Here is a 20,450-nt window from a genome sequence, read left to right on the forward strand (position 1 = left end):
TTTTTTAACCTTTCTAAATAAATAGCCCAATGAAATGTGCCTTTTTTTGTACGATGGCTGCCATGTTATGCTTTGCCGCCTGTTCACCCGGTGTTGAAAAAAAAGTAAAAGTGATGGCAAGTGGTAAGATCCAGGTTGATGAAGCAACTAAAACCATTACCCTTGAACCCGGAACCCAACACAACGAAACTGAATTAACCCTGTCTGAAAAAGATAAAGGTGTTACCGTTAAAAGTCCTGATGGCGATCAGGCTTATGAAGTTCCGGAAGCCGGTGTGTATTTACTGAACATCAAATCCGATACCCTCATCGGACACATGGTGAATTTTGGCAATGGTGGTGCCCCTACCTCTATCACCAACGAACAACTGGACCATATGATCGATAGCACCCAGCAACTGATAAATGGTCAAAACGCCAGCGACGCCAACAAAACTTATTTCATTGTTCCTAAAACTATCAAGAAGCTTACTGCTAACACAAACGCGCAGCTGATAAACCCTTACAGCTCTATTCCTGGTTCAGTAAGTGTTGATAAAGACGGAAAAGCTCCTGAGATCTATAAATTCTCTACTGCTAAACAGGAAAGACAATCTCTGACTGAGTTAGTAGAGCGCATGAAGAAATAACAGATAGAATTAAGAGGTAGGGTTCTTCTTACATCTTACCTCTTACTTCGTTTTTACGGTACCGGATCGTATCCGTGACCGCCCCAGGGATGGCAGCGGCCGATGCGCCTGATAGTAAGCCACAAGCCTTTAAATACACCATACTTCTTAAAGGCCTGCAGGGAGTATTGCGAACAGGTTGGGGTGAACCGGCATTTGGGTCCCAGCATAGGGGAAATGATCCATTGATACAGCTTTATCAATGCAATAAAGGGAAAGCTTAATATTCGAAGTACTACTCTCATTTTACTCCATTTACTGTTTGTAACAGTTTCTTCAACACCACTTCCACTTTTTCTTTTACCAGGGCATACAGGGGTAAATCTTTGCCGGTGTAAATTAAAAATAACGCCAGCTGTTGTTCTTTTGTTTGCAAAGCCTGTTCCAGCGGCAGTTTTTGCAGACGATAGGCTTCCCGCATCAGTCGCTTTATGCGGTTACGGTCTACAGCCCTTTTAAAGTTGCGGCTGCTTACGCTAAAGCCGGCCTGTAAAGGAACCGTGAGCTGATCTACCATTTTGTATTGCACCCGTATGGGAAAGGCAGCAACGGCCCGCCCTTCACTGAACAGTTGTTCAATGACCTTACGGCGTTTCAGCCGATCAGCCTTGTTTAAAGTAAATTGTTTAGCCATCGGGTTGTACTCAAAAATAAAATAGTCCCGTCAAGACGGGACTATAATTTATTTAAACTGCTGTCCGCCTTTGGCGGAAACTAACAGATTATTTTAATTTCCTTTCGTCGGAAACAGTCAGTTTTTTACGACCTTTTTTACGACGGGCGGCCAGTACTTTACGGCCGTTTGCATCCTGCATACGTTTACGGAAACCATGAACGGTTTTACGACGACGGCGGTGCGGTTGAAATGTACGTTTCATAATTGATTTCGTTTTTTACACTTGTTGAAATATGATCCGGGAGAAGCGGATCAGGTTCCAATTTCGCAGACGGGTCACCATACCCGCCCCGCCATAAGCGGATGAAAGGACCGCAAAGGTAGGAAATGAATGGTTAAGTATGAAACAGCACGAACAAAAATGTTCTAATAAATATGGTCCACTACCGGTATTCCACTATCCAGGTCTACGTGGTTTGAGCGCACGTTCTCCCCAAAAAAGATACTTGCATGATTATCAAAATCTTCTGTTGAATCGGTGGTATTAAAGAACCGGTTGCCGTGTTTGCTGCAGCGGGTTTCCAGCTCAGGATGGCGTTTCAGGTAATCTTCAAGGCTGTTGGCCACTATTTCTCCCTGTGATACCACGGTTACACCAGCCGGTAAAAACTGCTGGATCTTATCGCGCAACAGCGGGTAATGCGTACAGGCAAGCAACAGGGTATCTATATCGCGGTCGTTGGCCATTACGTGGTGCACATTCTTTTGTACAAAGTAATCGGCCCCGGGCTGCAAGTGCTCATTGTTTTCAACAATGGGTACCCACATGGGACAGGCTTCCTGGTACACGTTTATGTCGGGAAAGAACTTTTCGATCTCGATCAGGTAGGAACCCGATTGTACGGTACCATGGGTAGCCAGGATACCTATTTTGCGCGACCGGGTAAACTGACCAATGATCTCGGTAGTAGGGCGTATTACGCCTAATACCCGGTTATCGGGGTCTAACCTGGCCAGGTCATTCTGTTGTATGGTGCGCAGCGCTTTGGCGGAAGCGGTATTACATGCCAATATCACCAGGGGGCAGCCCTGATCAAAAAACCACTCAACGCATTGCAGGGTATACCGGTAAACCGTTTCAAAGGAACGGTTGCCATAGGGCGCCCGGGCATTATCACCCAGATAGATATAATCGTATTGGGGTAATTTTTTTACAATTTCCTTCATTACGGTAAGGCCACCATATCCTGAATCGAAAATGCCAATTGGCTGCGTTGTAACCATGATACAAATTTACCTCCTGGCCTCCTAAAGGGGGTAATTTAATTCCTTAAAATTGTCTCATAAAAAAACCGTCCCGGCTAAGCCGGAACGGTTAATAATTTATAGTACTTCCTCTCCGCCATCTGACGGACCAGGAGTTATTGCTTTGCAGCTGGTTTAGCAGGTGCAGCGCCAGGAGTTACAGGTGCATTAGCGCCTGTAGGTAATTTGATATTCAGTTTTTTGGCAACTATTGGCAGAATATCATCGCCGGGAGGAGCTACCAGCAGAGCCTCTTTTTCAAATACATAACCGTATCCATTTTCTTTGGCTACAGATTGTACAGCGTCATAAGCCTTTTTGTTGATAGGGCCCAGCAGTTCCTGCTGACGTTGTTGTAATTGTTGTTGAATGCGCTCTTCTTCACCGCTCAGTTCCTGACCCATTTTAGTCAGTTCACCTCTTTTTACAGTTTTTACTGCTGCAGTAAATGTAGCGGAGTCTTTGTTGTATTTTTCAACAGCAGCATAGAAAGCATTTTGCTTATCGGTTGCGCTTTGAATTAATGCATTTTTCAGGTCTTGCAGGGTTGAATCTGCTTTTCTGGTTTCTGGCATTACACTTACCAGTTCCTGAGAACTAATGTATCCAATTTTACTTTGAGCATTTACTTCACCAGCCGCTACCAGGCCCAGGGCGAACAACGTTACGGAAAAAAACTTTTTCATTGAATTTCAATTTTGTCTCGCACCCTTAGCGAGTTTCCTTTGCGCGGGGTGGTCGGTTATTTTTTGTTTTAAGTTGAAAAAAACCTAATGGTGGTTGCTTTCCCCTTTTCTCTTATGTTTTATTTAACGCCCAGCTCTTTTAAAATGTCCTCACTACGATCCAATTTGGGGTCGGCAAATATAACAGTAATTCCTTCACTTTTATCCAAAATAAAATCCAATTGACGGTTCACCGCCAGCTTCTGGATTGCGTTGTAAACCTTGTCCTGTATGGGTTTCACCAATTCCTGTCTTTTCTTAAACAGATCGCCTTCAAAACCAAAGCGTTTGCGCTGCAGGTCACGTACTTCTTTCTCCCGTACAAACAATTCGTCCTCGCGCTTTTTCTTTAATTCGGGGCTCAACATAACCTGCTCAGCCTCAAAATCCTTGTACATTTTATCGAGTGCTGCCTGTTTGGTATCCACTTCTTTTTGCCATACCTCGCTGAACTGGTCAAGCGCTTTCTGGGCATCTTTATATTCAGGTAATTTATCCAGAATGTATTTGGTATCTACAATGGCATAACGACCATACTGCGCTTGTGAAGCTAAGGCCAGTGTTACCAGGCAGACAATAAATAATATTTTCCTCATGGTGTTTCTTTTAAGGTTTATTATACGTTAAACGTCAATTATACATTACTCAGGTTCGTAACCTAACATAAACGTAAAGCGCGTTGCATCACGTAAGCGGCCACCAGGCGTGATCCGGTCGAAACCTACGCCATAGTCAAATCCAAGCAAACCGAACATGGGCAGGAAGAAACGCATACCCACACCGGCACTTCTACGCAGGCGGAACGGATCGTATGACTTATAGTCGTACCAACCGTTGGCAGCTTCAAACCAAACCATACCAAAGATGGTACTGCTTGGATTGGTTGTGAACGGATACCGCATTTCGAGCGTATACTTATTAAATATGGTAAAGAACTGACTGGCGTTCTGTTGATCAGGATTGATCTTGGGGTTTGAATTTTCATACACAGGATAACCACGGTGTGCAATGATATCATAACCCAGAATGTAGCTACCATTTGCCAAACCGGCGTCACCCACCTGGAAACGCTCAAATGGTGAATAATTCAGGTCAGCATTATACCGACCCATAAAACCATACTTGGCTGCGGCACGCAATACGAACTGACGTGTTTTGTCAGCACCCATTGCTTTACCAATGGGGATGAACCATTCGGCATTGAGTCGCCATTTATGGAACTCTGGTAATTTATAACTATCCTGGTTGGTAGTATTCTCCCTGAATAATGAATACGGTGGCGTAAACTGACCGCTCAGCAAAAAGTTAGATCCGCTGGTTGGGAAGATCGGGTTAGGACCTGCCGAGTTACGGTTCAACGCAATTTTAACGCTCAGGTTATTTGAGGTACCGTTTTTGAAATCCGGTGTAAACAGGGTATAGTTCTGCAACTTATACTGTGTATAGCTGAGTGAATATACCAATGTAAAGAAGTCATCGGGCCACTTCAATTGTTTACCCAATGAAATGCTGGCGCCAAAGTTTTTCAGCCTGTTGGTGTCTGAGAAGAAATATCTTCCGCTGGCATCGATACCACCCGTGCGGAATACGCTCTTATATAAAGAGAAGGTAAGGGAGTTCCTTTTCTTACCACCTAACCAGGGCTCGGTGAAAGAGAAGTTGTATGACTGGTACGCGCGACCGTTTGATTGCACACGCATGCTCAGCTTTTGGCCATCACCGGTTGGTAATGGATCCCATGCCTTTTTGTTGAAAATATTCTTAATGGAGAAGTTGTTGAACGTAACACCCAGTGTACCGGTTAAACCGATACCACCACCCCAACCGGCGCTCAGCTCCAGCTGGTCAGAAGATTTTTCTTCAACGGTATAGTGAATATCCACCGTTCCATCTTCAGGATTGGGTACAGGGTTGATACCGATCTTCTCCTGGTTGAAGAAGTTCAGCTGTGCAATTTCACGCTGTGAACGGATCAGGTCCTGACGGCTGAATTTTTCACCGGGCAGCGTGCGCAACTCACGACGAATTACATGCTCTTTTGTTTTTTCATTACCCTGAATGGTAACGTTCTTAATAGTAGCCTGCGGACCCTCGGTTATACGGATCTCGAAATCGATGGTATCGTTGTATACCGCCGTTTCAACCGGGTCAATACGGAAGAACAGGTAACCGTCATCCATATAGTAGCTGCTGATGTCGCCACCTTCCTGTGACATTTGTTTACCCAGCTTTTTATTCAGGATCTCGAGGTTATATGTATCGCCTTTGGTGATGCCCAATATAGAGCCCAGTACAGAATCCGGGTATTTGGTATTTCCTTTCCAGGTTACGTTACCAAAATAATATTGATGGCCTTCGTCTACTTTAAGGTCAACCTTCAGGTTTCCTTTCTTATTATAATATTGTGTATCGGCAACAATGGCGGCATCGCGGTAGCCTAACGAGTTGTAATATTCCAGTACTTTTTCCTTATCCTCTTCATATTTCTTGGTACTGAACTTGGCTGAGCTGAATAATTTGAAGCGGAAATATGGATCGAGGAATTCTTTTGTTTTTGTGAGTGACAAAAAGCCCATATCACCCAGGTATTCCCTGAAAGAAGGTTGTTTTATTTCGCCGTAGGGGCTTGCTTCCTTAGTAGGGTACAAAGTGATCTTGGTCATTTCCTTGGTGCCCTTCAATTGCTTTTTCAGCCGCTGTTCATTCACGTTCTCATTTCCAAAAAAGCTCACATTCTCGATACGCACCTTATGGCCTTTCTGCACATATATATTCAGGATAATCGAGTTGGGCAAATTGGGGTCTTGTACTTCTTCAATATTTACTGTAGCGCTTTGAAACCCTTTATCGGTATAAAATCTTTTAATTACGTCTTCGGCGTTGCGTTTGGTGTTTTCGGTCACTACCCGGCTTGCCACCAGGCCTATTTTATTTTTTAACTCGTCCTGGTCAGCTTTCTTTGGACCAATGATGTGGAATTTGGATAAGGCAGGTCTTTCGGTAACGTTTATTTCTATATATAATTTATTTCCTTCAAGTTTGGTGAAAAAGATCTGCATGTTCGAGAACAGGTGCTGATTCCAGAGGTTGTTCAGGGCTTTGCTGAAGTTATCGCCGCCGGGGATCATCACTTTATCACCCACATTTATACCCGCAATGGAGATCAACAGTTGTTGGTCGTACCGTTTGGTACCGGTTACTGTAATACCACCGATATAATATTCTTTGGCAGATTTTGAGTTCAGTATATTTTCTAATTCCGGATCAATAGACGTTGGAACGGTATCGGAAACTACCTGGGCACGGAGTGAACCGACTGTTAAACATGCAAATACCAGTAAAAAAATACTAAAAGTACGCGAACGCTGCATTCCGGGGAGTTTAAAGTGGAGCAAATTAAGGGGGATATTTTAAAAGGGTTTGTTAAAAAGGAAACTAATCGACGGAATCATAAATTCTTCATGACCAATTCGTAATTATCCGTTTATATGTTCCTTTTGAACCTGATCGCCGGTTTTACCAAAGCGTCTTTCCCGCCCTTGGAAATCCAGAATGGCCTCATACAGGTTCTCCTTCCTGAAGTCGGGCCAGCGTACGTTGGTGAAATACAATTCTGCATAAGCTAGTTGGTATAATAAAAAGTTACTGATGCGATATTCGCCGCTGGTGCGAATCATTAGTTCCGGGTCGGGAAGGTTACTGGTTACCAGGTATTGTTGCAGGGTGTTTTGAGTGATGGTCGCAGGGTCTATTTTACCGGCTTTAACGTCTTCGGCAATATGTTTTACGGCCTGTACCAGTTCCCAGCGGCTGCTGTAACTCAGGGCCATAACCAGGTTCAACCCGGTGTTTTGGCTGGTTATCTGCAGCGACTCGTTCAGTTCCTTTTGCGCATATTCGGGCAACATTTTTACATCGCCTATTACATGCAGCTTTATATTGTTCTTATTGAGGGTTTCGGTTTCCTTTCGAATGGTTTCTACCAACAGCTCTATAAGACCTGTCACCTCATACTCGGGCCGGTCCCAGTTTTCGGTTGAGAACGCGTACAGCGTCAGATATTCAACGCCCAATTCGGCGCATCCTTCCACAATATTGCGCACGCTTTCCACGCCATGAAAATGGCCGTAGAGGCGGTCTTGCCCCTTTTCTTTTGCCCACCTGCCATTCCCGTCCATAATTATTGCTATATGGCGAGGTAGTCGTTGAAGGTTAATTTGCTCCCTTAGGCTTTGCATACCCTTTTTTTGAAGGGCACAAAGGTACAAAAAACAAGCACACCGTATTCCTTTTCAGGGATTAAACAAAAAGCTAAAAGCCGCCCCCACTTAAGGAGGACGGCTTTTTTAATATATTTTTAAACCGAGGGGCCTTTGCCCTAATTGGCTGAAGGACAACGATATGAAGTCAGGTTCCAGGATAAAGTAAGCTCAGCCAGTACATAAGCGTCTTTTTGCTTGCTGTAACCGCGCTGGCGGCCTTCAATTCCTATTACGTCGCCGGTTTCGTAGGAACGGTCCTGTAACAGGCCTGCTGCGGAGGGTGTACCATCGGGCAGGGGTGGAAATTTATCGGATCCTACGTAGGTTTTACTAACATCATCGAGGTAGTCGGTGGTTGTATACCGGTATACCACTTCAAAGCCCAGGTTCATTCGCTCATTCAGCGCATATTTTACCCCAACACCAATAGGCACACACACGGCCATTGTATTGTATGGTTTACGATCAGGATAAGCCGCTGTTCCCTGTCCTTCGGTGCCCAGTGGCCGCAGAAAATATTTCTGGCCATTGAGGAAGGCATAAGGATCGTAGCTGAATACGCCTACCCCCAGAGTTATATAGGGTGTAAAACTGTAATATGGATCAGCCGGAACAAATTTAAAGAAGTTGAAATCGCCTTGCAGAGCCAACTCGAAAACATTGGAGTTAAAGCTCAGGTTGCGACGATGCTGGTAGTCGTTTTGGGTATTGTATACATCTGAATAACCCAGGCGTGCATAATGCGCGGAAATACGCAAGGCTGTATAGTTACCAAATTGTTTACGGAAGAAAACACCTAAAGCAGGTTTTGGCCTGTTAAGTTTCGCTCTTGTATTAAGGTCGCCAAAATAATGTGCTGCCCCCACCGAAATGCCAAACTCACCTTGCTGAACAATACTTTCATATTGGGCGGTAACCTTTTGCACACAGAGTACGGAATTAAAGAGTAGTGCTGTTACAACCAATTTCTTCATAATTCGCAATTTAACATTAAGAACCGGATATACCGGTAATTTTTCATTGTATTAAAAAGTTAATTCCTGGTGTCTAAACCCCATGATAATTTATTACGCAGGGTTTGCAGGAAATTGTTTTCATTCAACCGTACCAGGCTAAGCGTAAAGGATTCGTTGCGCACGGCTAATTGTACTTTTTTATCTACGAGTTCTTTGCGGGAATCGAGCGCACATATAAAATGATCTGTTCGGCCCTCAATCTCAAATGATATAATATTATCATCTGGGACAATGATAGGTCGAACATTCAGGTTATGTGGGGCTACGGGGGTGATTACGAAACTGGAGGATTCAGGGAAAACCACTGGGCCATTACAACTTAACGAATATCCGGTTGAACCGGTAGGAGTTGCTACAATTACGCCATCAGCCCAGTATGTATTTAAAAATTCACCATTAAGATAAGTGTGAATTTTTATCATGGGTGATGTATCAGTTTTATGGATAGCAAATTCATTTAATCCGTAAGGTACATCGCCGAATAATGGTTTACTCGCATCCAAATGAATTAACGATCGCTTGTCTATTAGTATTGTGCGCTTGACCAGGGATTGTACTGCAATGTGCAATTCTTTACTGCCAATGCTGGCCAAAAAGCCCAGCCGGCCAAAGTTGATCCCCAACACCGGAATATTCTTATCCCGAACCAGGGTAACGGTGTCGAGTAAAGTACCATCGCCCCCAAGGCTTATTAAAAAGTCAATGGCATCGGTGAGATCGCCCGAGTCGTTGAACAGGGTGGTCTTTTCTGAAAAACGCACCGATGACTGGATCATCTCATAAAAAGGCTTGTATATAACCGGGTGAATATTTTCCTTGTCCAGTTCATCGAGCAATTGTTGCACTTTGCTATACTGGTCATCATCAATAACCCTGCTATAAATGGCTACCTTCATACTATACGGTTAAATATTTTCCTGTCGTTTAAAAATCGTTCTTGATGTGTAAAAATAAACCCTTTTGTCCTAATTGGTTGAAGCTGTAATCGAGCCGCAATACGAAGTCATAGAAAGAAACCACGTCAATCCCGGCGCCATATGTGTACAAAGTGCGGTTCGTGAGGGAATTATTGGTAAAATTCTTATTATAGGAATACCCCAGATCGCCAAACAGGCGAGCATAAATGCGGAAGGGTATATGATCGTGCGATTTTGATTTTATATAGGTAGGGATATTAAACCTGAACAACTGGTGCCGGTAGCTCTGCCTGGTTAAAATACCGGCTGAACCGTCAATTACATAATTCTCCAGCCCGCGCAGGTACATATTGCCATAACCGAACATCCGTTGATTTATATATGGCTGGTTGAAAGGGACACGAAGCATGCCGGCTCCATTCCAGCTGAACCAGTCTTTTTTGCCCAATGCCCAGCCTTTGGTAACATTGGTACTGATCTGCCACATGTTCATGGCATTGTTGAAACCTCTTTTCACAATGGTCCCTTCTGCCAGCCACCCGGTAAGGGGGAAGGCCCTGTAATCAACATTTACATAATTGACGTTATAGGCCAGTTCAGGAAAACTAACCTGGTTACGCCCATAATTGTAGTACTTCGGATTTAGTCCGCTTATACCCGAGTCTACTTCCTGGTGGGTGTATGATAAAGAAAACGAATGCGTGGTACGTAATCCCGGCCGGTACGTCCAGTCAATATGGCCCGACCAGTTCCTTATCCCTTTTCGTAAGGAGTCAACAAAAACCTGCTGATTATCTATAGTAGCGTAGTTGATCTCGCGGTTAAATGAATAGGAAAACCCAACCCGGTAACCGTGTTTTAAAGACTTGTCGGCATACGGTTGATCATATTGAAATTCTATCCGTTGTGTATAACCGGTGATCAGCCAGAGTTTTAGCTTGTCGTTGCGGCCGGTAAAATTATTATAGGTGAATTTGAATCCATAGTTAACCCGGTCGAGCCCGTAGCCCTGTTTGGCCCATTCGCTCAAATTGCGGTCAACGGGTTTCAGGTATGGGAGGGGGAAAATATACCATCGTTCTTTTACCTGTATAAGGATATCCACTACGTATCCACGAAATGATTTTAAAGAAATAACTACTTCGTTAAACAGGGCGGTATTGATCAATTGCGAACGCGAGATCTCGAATGCTTTTACCAGATTGGGCAGGTAAATGGAATCGCCGGTTTTAAAGGGCAATTCCCTTTCAATGATGTAGGGTTTTGTTTTTTTATTTCCTTCAATTATTATTTCCCCCACAACAAAAGGAGTATTGTAGTTGTTATTGGATGCAGACGAAACACTTGGTAAGGCTTGGGACGGGGAGTCCACAGGCGAGGGCTGGGCATGCACCAATGCCACACAACACAACAATGTTAGTATACAAATTAAAGTCTTTCCCATGCACGTGCCCTGGCAAGCAGTTGCTCTGTTTTCTAGGTGTTAAAAAATAAGCCGGCCGTTCCTACTGTTGTGCTAAATATTCAGATAATTCATCAAGTGGTCGTAGTTGTTCCTCAGTTCATTCTCGTATAGTTCTTCGCCAAAATAATATTTCACGTTGTACTCGTACCGTTGAAATGTAGCAACAATATCGGAAATTTCGAATTTATTGATTTTTATTGCCACAAAAAAAGAACTGGTGTTATTATCCCAATAACTATTCAACTGGGTTATTTGAGCATCATTGGTCTCTACCAGTTTACTGAGTTCGGAAAATGAAAAGTTACGTTGTTCCATTTCCAGCACAATTAAACCACCGGGCTCGCTCGCTCCTGTGGCTTTACCTAATTCTTTTAAAAGGTCGATGGCTGCAATGGCTCCTACAAATTCATTTTCTTTATCAATAACCGGAACCAGGGAAAGATTATAATCATTCAACATTTGTACCGCCTCAATAAAGTGTGTATTGGCGTGTACAGCCACTTTCGAAAAGTGAGTATCAAGAGATTGGAGGGAAGTTCGTTCATCGTGGTTCATCAAATCCTCCTCAAATACCAAACCAAGGTATTTATCCTCTGCCACTACAGGTAACTGCATAACATGAAACTCCGACATCAGGTCCAGCGCCTGAATAACCGTATCACTCAGTGTGAGTGTGGGAATCGATGCTGATATTAATTCTTTATTAAGCACTGAAATCAGAGTTTACCTATCTATAAAATGTTATACGATAAAAGTCCGCAACTGGTTTGTCCCAACTACATTACTATGCAAAATAAATTCCACAATAGGCATTAACCCTTGTAAACAGTTAGGTAATTACCTTAACCAAATATAATCATTTAGACGATAGTATTCAGGCTACCGCTGCAGGCTCATTCAACTTTGTCAAAAATTTATGGAGTATACGGTTAAATTCGTCTGGCACTTCCATCATGGGCGCATGACCACATTTGTCAATGAAATGCAGCTCACTGTTTGGAATTAACCGATGAAACTCCCGGCCTACAAACGGCGGGGTAATGGCATCATTATTACCCCAGATCAATAACGTGGGTTGTTTGATTTGATTGATATCCTCGCCCAGATTATTGCGGATGGCACTTTTTGCCAGCGCAATTATTTTGATGGCTTTCAAACGGTTGTTTACGATCTCGTACACTTCATCTACCAGCTCTTTGTCGGCGATTTTAGGGTCGTAAAAGGTTAACTCCGTTTTCTTCTTTATATAATCGTAATCACCGCGTTTGGGATAAGTGTCGCCCATACCATTCTCAAATAAACCGGAACTGCCGGTTAAAATGAGCGATTTAATGCGTTCCGGGTTTTTCAGTACGTGTAATATGGCTACGTGGCCACCCAATGAGTTGCCAAGTAGGTGTACATTTTGATAATCCTGGTATTCAATAAACTTATGCACAAACTTCTGCAAACCACCTACTGAGGTATGCAAGAGGTCCATATCAAGCAAAGGGAGTAAGGGAACCACAACTTTATTATGGTTCTTGAAGTAACTGATCAAATCATCAAAGTTGCTAAGGGCACCGAATAATCCATGCAAAAGTATTAACGGTTCACCTTCGCCTTCTTCAATATACTTGAATTTATCCACTTGTTTGATCGTATAATTCATCAGCTATGTCTGTTCAAGTCAGTCAATTAATCGCTAAAATAAACGTTTTACTGCAAATAATCCATCCTTGCAGTTTTACATTGCAATTTTAATGTAAGCTACTGATTTTTTACGTTTTTACAGCACACCTCAGCGTGGTACCTTTTGTGTGGCAAACCCGTCAAAAAACGCACTTAGCTCTGTAAACATATCTTTAAATATCGGTATCAGTTTCCCAATACCATTTATAACCCAGGGACCCAGCGGCTGTAAAAATGGCCAGGTAATTGACTTAACAAGTGTTTCATCACTAATGAGTTTTACCTTTTGCACATAGAACAGCACTACGCTGAGTGTAAACATATACAATATAGTGTATAAAAGAACTCCTGCAATTTTGTTTGCCCAACCCATCATGGCCATTTCAACTGTTGATTCCAGTAAACTGGCAACAAACCGTACTAACAAAACCACTCCGATAAACACCACAGCAAACGAAACAAAAGGCAACCATTTAGCAGAGATATTAACGGAATCTTTTAAATAATCTGCTACAACTACCGATAATTTCATGGCCGCGGCAATACCTGCAATAAACGCAAAAATTGAAAATACTGCAACTATAAGTCCACGCCGTAATCCTTTTATAACGGCCATAACCAGAAATATTAGAACCAAAATATCTATGATCATAGGTAAACAGAAGTATGAAGAAAGAGATATGTTGTATGAATATCTTCAATTTTTGGGCCTCAATACCGTTTTTAGCCTCTTTTTTCCTACTTCTAACTTACATCTTCAGTTTCTTATTGCTGGCTATTACTCCACTTATTTGGCTAATAATTCCTTTACCAAAGCACTAATTGCTTTCCCATCAGCCTTACCAGCCAGTTGTTTGGTGGCAGCCCCCATCACTTTACCCATATCGGCAGGTGAGGAAGCCCCGGTTTCAGCAATGATGTTTGCTATTATTGCTTTCAGTTCTTCCCCGCTCAATTGTTTGGGGAGGAATTTTTCTATTATTTCAATTTCTTCTTGCTCTTTTTGTGCCAGGTCGGTACGGTTCTGCTGAGTAAAGATCTCCAGTGAATCACGCCGCTGTTTTACCAACTTCTGCAATAACTTGATCTCGTCTTCCTCTTTCAATTCACCGCTCGCTCCTTCTGATGTTTTTGCCAGCAGAATGGCAGCTTTAATGGCGCGTAAACTACGCAATGCTTTTTCGTCTTTGGCCAGCATGGCTGGTTTCAGCTCAGCCATGATCTTTTGTTCTAAGTTCATATAAGCGGCTTTTGAGATTACAATTTATTTTCTTTCAGTTGAATGTCGCGAAACTTGCCATAAAAATCCTTGGCAAAAGTTTTCAGCATGTCCACCAGTTCGGCCTGGTGCGTGGCCCGCTCAAAGCTGTCGGCCATCGTCATTATGGTCTGATAATAAAAATCGGCCATCTCATCCACCATCATTTCCTTGGTCCACAGGTCCATACGCAAAGCCGACTTATCACCCCCATCCCAAAAAGAAAGCATCATGGCCCGGGCTTTCTGGGCATTGTCTGCAGTACTGTCGGTGGCGTTCCACAATATTTGCTCAGGAATGTTTTTATCATCAAGCGCCACATCTATAGTTATTCTCGATTGCCTCATTTTATTTGATTATCAGTTTTTTATATTTTGAACCGCAAAAGTACACCGATTTTTAATAGGTTTTGGTACCAGACTAACTGTTCACCTTGTGTAAATGTAAATTAAACCACTATTCGGTGTGAATTGTTACGACATATATACGTTTTTAACTATACCGCTATTGCACAAAATACTGCCAAAAAAATAGGGTACTAACCCGTTGGCAGATACAAGTTTATTTGATAATTTGGGGAATACGCTTCAAAATCTTCCCAGATTTATAAAAAACCTTTCCGGAATCTATTTTCGATATCCTCCGAATGACTTTCTGATCAAAACTAATCTTCACGCTTCCCCAAAATCATTGGCGGCCTTGATATACCTGATTAACCTGTGGAAAAACCAATCCCTTTTAGGAAAAGGCCTAAACAAAGGCCTTTTCTTTTTCTAAACTTACTTTGTTACTTTTGTTAATCTTATATTTATAGAATGAACAATATTAGTAGTATTGAAAAAATGGAATATAACACGACCAGGAACCACCTGGCGATGCGTGAGTACGGAAGGCATATTCAGAAGATGATTGAATACCTGCTGACTATCGAAGATCAGGAAACCCGCCAGCGTAATGCCTATGCTGTGATTGAACTGATGGGCTTTCTGAACCCCCACTTAAAAAATGTAGAAGATTTCAGACATAAATTATGGGATCACCTTTTCCTGATCTCCGATTTTAAACTGGCGGTTGATTCCCCCTACCCCATTCCTACCAGGGAAACTTTAAAATCAAGGCCAGGACCGTTGCCGTATCCCAAACGCTATCCCAAATTCTCGCACCTGGGTAAAAACCTGGAGCTGGTTATAAACAAGGCGCTGAAAGAAGAACAAGGCGAAAAAAGACAGGGCTTCGCCAATGCCATCGCCTATTACATGAAACTGGCTTATAATAACTGGCATAAAGAAACCGTGCACGATGACGCCATCCAGGGCGAACTGACCAATATTACGGAAGGTCAGCTCACCTTTACCAATACACCGTATGTACGCCAGCATCGCCCCAGCGATAACCGCGACCGGGATCGCGATCGTGGCGGTTATGGCGATTATCGCAATAAACGTGGTCAGAAATTCCAGGGCCGTGGAGGCCGTGACCGCGATGACCGCGGCGGTGGTGGCGGGGGACGTGATAACCGCAACGACCGGAGCGGTGGCAAGTTCAAGAAAAGATATAAATAAAGCGGATTTGAATTTCAGAAAGCCTGCCATCCGGCAGGCAGATAAAATAAATAAAACCCCGACGGTAAAACCTATTGTCGGGGTTTTATATTTGCAGCTTATTTATTCGGTTTCTAAATAAAACCCAGGTAACAGTAACTATGAATTCTTTCGAAGTCATCGGTGGCAAAAAATTAAAAGGTGAAATTGTTCCGCAAGGCGCTAAAAACGAGGCCCTGCAAATTATCAGTGCCGTGTTATTAACAGGCCAAAAAGTAACCATTACAAATATTCCCGACATTTTAGATGTAAACCTGCTTATTGAATTGCTGGGGGAAATGAATGTAAAGATCGACCGCCCTCAACCCGATACCTGTACCTTTCAGGCCGATGATGTGAATGTTGATTACCTCCGCAGTGATGCCTATAAACAAAAAAGCGGTCGCCTGCGTGGCTCCGTTATGCTGGCCGGCCCCATGCTGGCCCGTTTCAGAAAAGCCTATATTCCCAAACCCGGCGGCGATAAAATAGGCCGCCGCAGACTGGATACCCATATTATTGGTTTCGAAAAACTGGGCGCCTCCTTCAACTACCTTTCCGAAGATGGCTTTTTTGAATTACAGGCCCCCAACCTTAAGGGTACCTACCTCATGCTCGACGAGCCGTCTGTAACCGGCACCGCCAATATTATTATGGCGGCTGTTATGGCCCAGGGCACCACTACCATATATAACGCCGCCTGCGAACCATATATACAACAGTTGTGCAAAATGCTCAACCGCATGGGCGCTAAGATAACCGGTATCGGTAGCAACCTGCTCAACATTGAAGGCGTACAATCATTAAACGGTACCGAACACCGCATGCTGCCCGATATGATCGAGATCGGGTCGTTTATTGGGTTGGCAGCAATGACCCAAAGCGATATCACCATCAAAAATGCCGGCATAGAACACCTGGGCATTATCCCTGAAAAATTCAGACAACTGGGCATTCAACTTGAAATTAAAGGCGACGATATTCATGTACCCGCACAGGAAGTATACGAAATTCAAACCTTTCTCGATGGTGGCGTACTCACCATATACGATCATCCCTGGCCGGGTTTTACCCCCGACCTGTTGAGCATTGTGCTGGTAGTAGCTACCCAGGCCCACGGCAGTGTGCTGATACATCAAAAAATGTTCGAAAGCCGGTTGTTCTTTGTTGACAAACTCATTGATATGGGCGCACAGATCATTTTATGCGATCCCCACCGGGCCGCTGTAATTGGTTTGGGCAGAAAACAAAACCTGCGGGGCATTCAAATGAGCAGCCCCGATATCAGGGCCGGGATCTCCCTGTTAATTGCCGCATTAAGTGCCGATGGAAAAAGTGTTATTCAAAACATTGAACAGATCGATCGCGGCTATCAGTACATCGACAAACGCCTGCAGGCCTTAGGCGCTCAGATCAAAAGAATATAAAGTACCCCCTGTAAACGCACGCTAAACCACATACGCATACATGCATCAGAATAAAATAATAATCCTTACAGCCCCTTCAGGAGCCGGTAAAACATCTATTACCCATTACCTGTTAAGAGAATTTCCTCAACTGGCATTTTCCATTTCCGTGGCTACCCGCAAAAGACGCGAGAACGAAGTAGAAGGAAAAGATTATTATTTTATGACTGAAGAAGAATTTCACAACAGGAATAAAAACAATGAATTCGTTGAGTGGGAAATGGTGTACGAAGGCAAGATCTATGGCACGCTGAAATCAGAATTGGAGCGCATCTGGAAGAATAATCAGGTACCCGTGCTGGATATCGATGTAAAAGGCGCTATTCACGTTCAGGAACAATATCCCGGTACGCTGTCGATATTCATTGATCCGCCTTCTGTTGATGAATTAAGACGCCGGTTAAGCTCGAGAGGCACTGAAACTGAAGAAAGCCTGCAAACCAGAATAAACAAGGCCTCCTACGAAATATCGTTTAAACACCATTTTTCTAAAATAATCCTTAACGACAATCTCGAAAAGGCCTGTACACAGGCCAAAGAGGCAGTACAGCAGTTTCTGGAAAGCTAAATCCCCAGGGTGGGATATTGTCCCTTTTTTTATATTTTCGTAGCCCAACTATGAGTTTACTTACCGGAATAGGCATAGGCATTGCCATTGTGTTTTTGTTGCTCGCATATTTTGCCGGCATTGAAGTGGCTTTTACGTCTGCCAACCGGTTGAATATTGAACTAAAAAAGAAACAGGGCTCTTCTGCTGGTATTTTATTGTCGAACCTGTTCGACAACCCTTCCCGCTTTATAGGCACCAATGTAGTTGGATTCAGCGTTTTCCTTACCTGCCTGGTACTACTGATGTCCCTGGGCCTGAACCAATGGGTGCACTGGGATACCATGGATATTTCCGCCAAATCGTTTATTAGCTTATTCCGCCTGTTTTTCGAGATCGTGATCTCGTGGGTGTTGATCATCATTCTGGGAGAATGTATTCCCAAAGCTATTTTTAAGGCGAAAAGCGATTCCCTGCTGTCTTTTTCAGCCCGCGTTGGCCTGCTGGGTTTCTTCGATAATTTGTTTTACTGGATAGCTGCGGCTTTCGTAAAGCTGTCGATTTTTATATTGAATGTGATTTTCGACATGCGCATCGATAAACGAAAGGAACCTTTTTCGCGCAGCGACCTCGATCACTTTTTTCAACAAACCAGTGAATACAACAGCGAAGGCGCCGATATGAACACGGAGCTGTTCGAAAACGCCCTGTCGTTACCGAAAATAAAAGTGCGCGAGTGCCTGGTGCCACGTAAAGAAATTGAAGCGATTGAGCTGAATACCACTGTGGAGGAGGCCCGCAAAAAGTTTATTTCAACCCGGTTGAGCAAATTGATCGTGTATAGTGGCAATATCGACCAGATCCTGGGTTATATTCACCAGCTCGATCTGTTTAAACAGCCCGAACAGGTCAAAGACATCCTGCTGCCCATTCCCGCCATCCCCGAGAGCATGAGCGCCACAGACCTCATTAATAAATTCACCAAGGAACGCAAAAGTATTGCCTGGGTGGTTGATGAATTCGGCGGTACCGCCGGTATCGTTACCATGGAAGACCTGCTGGAAGAGATCTTTGGCGAAATAAAAGATGAGTACGATGTGGAGGAATTTGAGGAAAAAATGATCTCTGAAGATGAGTATATTTTATCAGGCCGGCTGGAGTTGGATTACCTGAAGGAAAAATATAAACTCGAATTCCCAGAAAACGACTCGGAAACCCTCTCCGGTTTTATCATTCATCAGCACGAAACCATCCCCCGCTTTAAAGAACGTATTATCATTGGTAATTACGAATTTGAAGTATTGAACGTAAGCGATACCCGAATTGAAATGGTACGCCTCAAGATCCTGCGGTAGTTTGTTTGCTAAAACTTTAGTACTCAAATACTAATAGCCAGTAGCTTATAAACTAAGTATTCTCACCTACGATTTCAACCCCTTAACAAGCTTTTAGTTGATACCAAGCTGATAAGCCTTAAATTTGCCCGGCTTTTACTATTTTTCAGACTTTATGGCGAACATCCTATGGCATTAAGCTTTTTAGAAAGAAGGAGCAATGATAGCGAGATGACCTTTATCGATCATCTTGAGGAACTGCGTGGGCATATTATCCGTTCCGTGCTGGCCATTTTAGTGGCTGCGATTGTTATTTTTATCAATATCGACTGGGTATTTGACAATGTGGTAATGGGGCCTGTACGTAACAACTTTGTGTCGTACAAGTATTTATGCGGCCTCAGCCATTGGCTGCATATTGGCGATGCCTTATGTATGCCGCCCATTCCCGAAGGGTATAAATTACTGGGTAATACAGTTAGCGGACCATTTATGTCGGCCATTCAAATTGGCATCATTGGTGGTTTTATAGCAGCCTTCCCTTTTATTTTCTGGGAGTTCTGGAAGTTTGTGAAACCCGCCTTATCACCCAAGGAATTGAAGTATTCCCGCAATGCGATAGCCTTTGTTTCCCTATTCTTCTTTTTAGGGGCCGCTTTCGGCTATTTCGTGTTGGGCCCATTCACCTTTAACTTTCTGGCCAATTTTAACCTGGGTACGGCCAATATGTATGAGTACAAGCCTGCGCTTGATGATTACATAGATAACCTGGTGAACATTATCTTAGGCTGTGGTATTGCCTTTGAGCTGCCCATACTTTCCTATGTACTTACCAAGATAGGCCTGGTTACCCCCAGCTTTTTAACCACTTACCGCAAATACGCATATGTAGTTATTCTGGTGGTTGCAGCCATCATTACACCTTCACCCGACTGGACCAGCCAGATGATCGTTTTCCTACCACTGGTATTCCTGTATGAATTGAGCGTGATCGTTTCAAAACGTGTGTATAAAAGAGATCAGGAAGAACAGGATAACTGGCAATAATTCGAGTAATAAAACACCTTAATTAAGATAACTAAGCAAATATGTTCGATCCTTCAAAACCCATTGTAATTGGCAGCGATCATGCAGGCTTTGAATATAAAGTGGCTATTGTAAAATGGTTAACCGAAAAAGGGTACCAGGTAATTGACAAAGGTGTTGACGAAAACAAATCAGTAGACTATCCTGATTATGCACACCCGGTTGCCACTGCGGTAGAAGATGGGGAAGCGGCATTTGGAATTTTATTATGCGGAAGTGCCAATGGCGTTTGCATTACAGCCAATAAACACCAGGGTATACGCGCAGGATTGGCATTTGAACTGGAAGTGGCCAAATTGATCCGTCAGCATAATGATGCCAATGTTATTGGCATTCCGGCGCGTTTTGTTTCACTGGAGTATGCCAAACAAATGCTTGAGATCTTTATCGCCACCCCGTTTGAGGGCGGCCGTCACCAGACAAGAGTAAACAAAATAGCCTGTATGTAAGTAAGTCTGGAAAATTTTTCATATTACCAACATAAATAAACGTTTACATATTAATCAATAATGCAATAAGATGATCTCAAAAACG

At 43.3% G+C, this 20,450-nt stretch carries 23 protein-coding genes; 7 read left to right on the plus strand and 16 right to left on the minus strand.

From position 1 onward, the window contains the following. Positions 1–29 precede the first annotated feature (29 nt). On the plus strand, positions 30–629 hold the full coding sequence (locus BMX95_RS02385; RefSeq protein ID WP_090519266.1) for a hypothetical protein: 600 nt from the start codon (positions 30–32) through the stop codon (positions 627–629). Between the two features lie 53 nt (positions 630–682). Here the strand turns inward: BMX95_RS02385 and yidD are convergent, their stop codons facing one another. The 16 genes from yidD to gldC all read right to left on the minus strand — a co-directional run bounded on the left by yidD (position 683) and on the right by gldC (position 14,250). Beyond that, positions 683–913, minus strand: a complete 231-nt coding sequence (gene yidD / locus BMX95_RS02390; RefSeq protein WP_081199018.1) for a membrane protein insertion efficiency factor YidD — start codon at positions 911–913, stop codon at positions 683–685. After that, complete coding sequence (rnpA, locus tag BMX95_RS02395) at positions 910–1,302, minus strand: ribonuclease P protein component (protein WP_081199017.1); 393 nt, start codon at positions 1,300–1,302, stop codon at positions 910–912. Before rnpA ends, yidD begins: the two co-directional genes overlap by 4 nt. Positions 1,303–1,390: 88 nt before the next feature. After that, complete coding sequence (gene rpmH, locus BMX95_RS02400; RefSeq protein ID WP_081160029.1) at positions 1,391–1,546, minus strand: 50S ribosomal protein L34; 156 nt, start codon at positions 1,544–1,546, stop codon at positions 1,391–1,393. Between the two features lie 164 nt (positions 1,547–1,710). Next, positions 1,711–2,568: a glutamate racemase gene (gene murI / locus BMX95_RS02405; protein WP_081199016.1), complete on the minus strand. Its 858-nt coding sequence runs from the start codon at positions 2,566–2,568 to the stop codon at positions 1,711–1,713. Between the two features lie 137 nt (positions 2,569–2,705). Further along, positions 2,706–3,275: an OmpH/Skp family outer membrane protein gene (locus BMX95_RS02410; protein ID WP_081199015.1), complete on the minus strand. Its 570-nt coding sequence runs from the start codon at positions 3,273–3,275 to the stop codon at positions 2,706–2,708. Between the two features lie 119 nt (positions 3,276–3,394). Beyond that, the gene (locus tag BMX95_RS02415; RefSeq protein WP_081199014.1) at positions 3,395–3,910 is read right to left on the minus strand and encodes an OmpH/Skp family outer membrane protein; all 516 of its coding nucleotides are present in this window, start codon (positions 3,908–3,910) and stop codon (positions 3,395–3,397) included. Positions 3,911–3,955: 45 nt separating this feature from the next. Further along, positions 3,956–6,685, minus strand: a complete 2,730-nt coding sequence (locus BMX95_RS02420) for a BamA/OMP85 family outer membrane protein (RefSeq protein ID WP_081199013.1) — start codon at positions 6,683–6,685, stop codon at positions 3,956–3,958. A 105-nt stretch (positions 6,686–6,790) separates the two neighbouring features. After that, positions 6,791–7,552, minus strand: a complete 762-nt coding sequence (locus tag BMX95_RS02425; RefSeq protein WP_081199012.1) for an undecaprenyl pyrophosphate synthase — start codon at positions 7,550–7,552, stop codon at positions 6,791–6,793. Between the two features lie 140 nt (positions 7,553–7,692). Continuing rightward, positions 7,693–8,550 carry a type IX secretion system protein PorG gene (porG, locus tag BMX95_RS02430; RefSeq protein ID WP_081199011.1) on the minus strand — a complete coding sequence of 286 codons (858 nt, stop codon included), beginning with the start codon at positions 8,548–8,550 and terminating at the stop codon, positions 7,693–7,695. A gap of 59 nt (positions 8,551–8,609) precedes the next feature. Next, positions 8,610–9,488 carry an NAD kinase gene (locus BMX95_RS02435; protein WP_014222725.1) on the minus strand — a complete coding sequence of 293 codons (879 nt, stop codon included), beginning with the start codon at positions 9,486–9,488 and terminating at the stop codon, positions 8,610–8,612. Positions 9,489–9,516: 28 nt separating this feature from the next. Further along, on the minus strand, positions 9,517–10,809 hold the full coding sequence (locus BMX95_RS02440; protein WP_165758873.1) for a POTRA domain-containing protein: 1,293 nt from the start codon (positions 10,807–10,809) through the stop codon (positions 9,517–9,519). Positions 10,810–11,025: 216 nt separating this feature from the next. Next, positions 11,026–11,685, minus strand: a complete 660-nt coding sequence (locus BMX95_RS02445) for a CBS domain-containing protein (RefSeq protein WP_242673082.1) — start codon at positions 11,683–11,685, stop codon at positions 11,026–11,028. 163 nt (positions 11,686–11,848) lie between these two features. Further along, positions 11,849–12,625, minus strand: a complete 777-nt coding sequence (locus tag BMX95_RS02450) for an alpha/beta fold hydrolase (RefSeq protein ID WP_081199008.1) — start codon at positions 12,623–12,625, stop codon at positions 11,849–11,851. Between the two features lie 129 nt (positions 12,626–12,754). Further along, entirely contained in the window at positions 12,755–13,297 is a 543-nt protein-coding gene (locus BMX95_RS02455; RefSeq protein WP_081199007.1) for a CvpA family protein, read from the minus strand. Positions 13,298–13,432: 135 nt separating this feature from the next. Next, entirely contained in the window at positions 13,433–13,885 is a 453-nt protein-coding gene (locus BMX95_RS02460) for a GatB/YqeY domain-containing protein (protein ID WP_081199006.1), read from the minus strand. Between the two features lie 17 nt (positions 13,886–13,902). Then, positions 13,903–14,250, minus strand: a complete 348-nt coding sequence (gene gldC, locus BMX95_RS02465; RefSeq protein WP_081199005.1) for a gliding motility protein GldC — start codon at positions 14,248–14,250, stop codon at positions 13,903–13,905. Positions 14,251–14,718: 468 nt separating this feature from the next. On the opposite strand from gldC, the gene BMX95_RS02470 reads away from it, so the two are divergent. From BMX95_RS02470 to rpiB, 6 genes are all read left to right on the plus strand, one after another. Next, positions 14,719–15,465 carry a DUF4290 domain-containing protein gene (locus BMX95_RS02470; RefSeq protein ID WP_242673078.1) on the plus strand — a complete coding sequence of 249 codons (747 nt, stop codon included), beginning with the start codon at positions 14,719–14,721 and terminating at the stop codon, positions 15,463–15,465. 140 nt (positions 15,466–15,605) lie between these two features. Continuing rightward, positions 15,606–16,910 (plus strand): UDP-N-acetylglucosamine 1-carboxyvinyltransferase, encoded by a 1,305-nt coding sequence (gene murA, locus BMX95_RS02475; protein WP_081199003.1) that lies wholly within the window; start codon positions 15,606–15,608, stop codon positions 16,908–16,910. A 40-nt stretch (positions 16,911–16,950) separates the two neighbouring features. Further along, positions 16,951–17,517: a guanylate kinase gene (gene gmk / locus BMX95_RS02480; RefSeq protein ID WP_081199002.1), complete on the plus strand. Its 567-nt coding sequence runs from the start codon at positions 16,951–16,953 to the stop codon at positions 17,515–17,517. A 50-nt stretch (positions 17,518–17,567) separates the two neighbouring features. Then, positions 17,568–18,851 carry a hemolysin family protein gene (locus tag BMX95_RS02485; protein WP_081199001.1) on the plus strand — a complete coding sequence of 428 codons (1,284 nt, stop codon included), beginning with the start codon at positions 17,568–17,570 and terminating at the stop codon, positions 18,849–18,851. A 168-nt stretch (positions 18,852–19,019) separates the two neighbouring features. Beyond that, positions 19,020–19,877: a twin-arginine translocase subunit TatC gene (gene tatC / locus BMX95_RS02490; protein ID WP_081199000.1), complete on the plus strand. Its 858-nt coding sequence runs from the start codon at positions 19,020–19,022 to the stop codon at positions 19,875–19,877. Between the two features lie 41 nt (positions 19,878–19,918). Beyond that, positions 19,919–20,365, plus strand: coding sequence for a ribose 5-phosphate isomerase B (gene rpiB / locus BMX95_RS02495; RefSeq protein ID WP_081198999.1), 447 nt, complete (start codon positions 19,919–19,921; stop codon positions 20,363–20,365). The last annotated feature ends 85 nt before the right edge of the window (positions 20,366–20,450 follow it).

This window comes from Niastella yeongjuensis, from assembly GCF_900110245.1.
In the GTDB taxonomy this organism is placed as follows: domain Bacteria; phylum Bacteroidota; class Bacteroidia; order Chitinophagales; family Chitinophagaceae; genus Niastella; species Niastella yeongjuensis.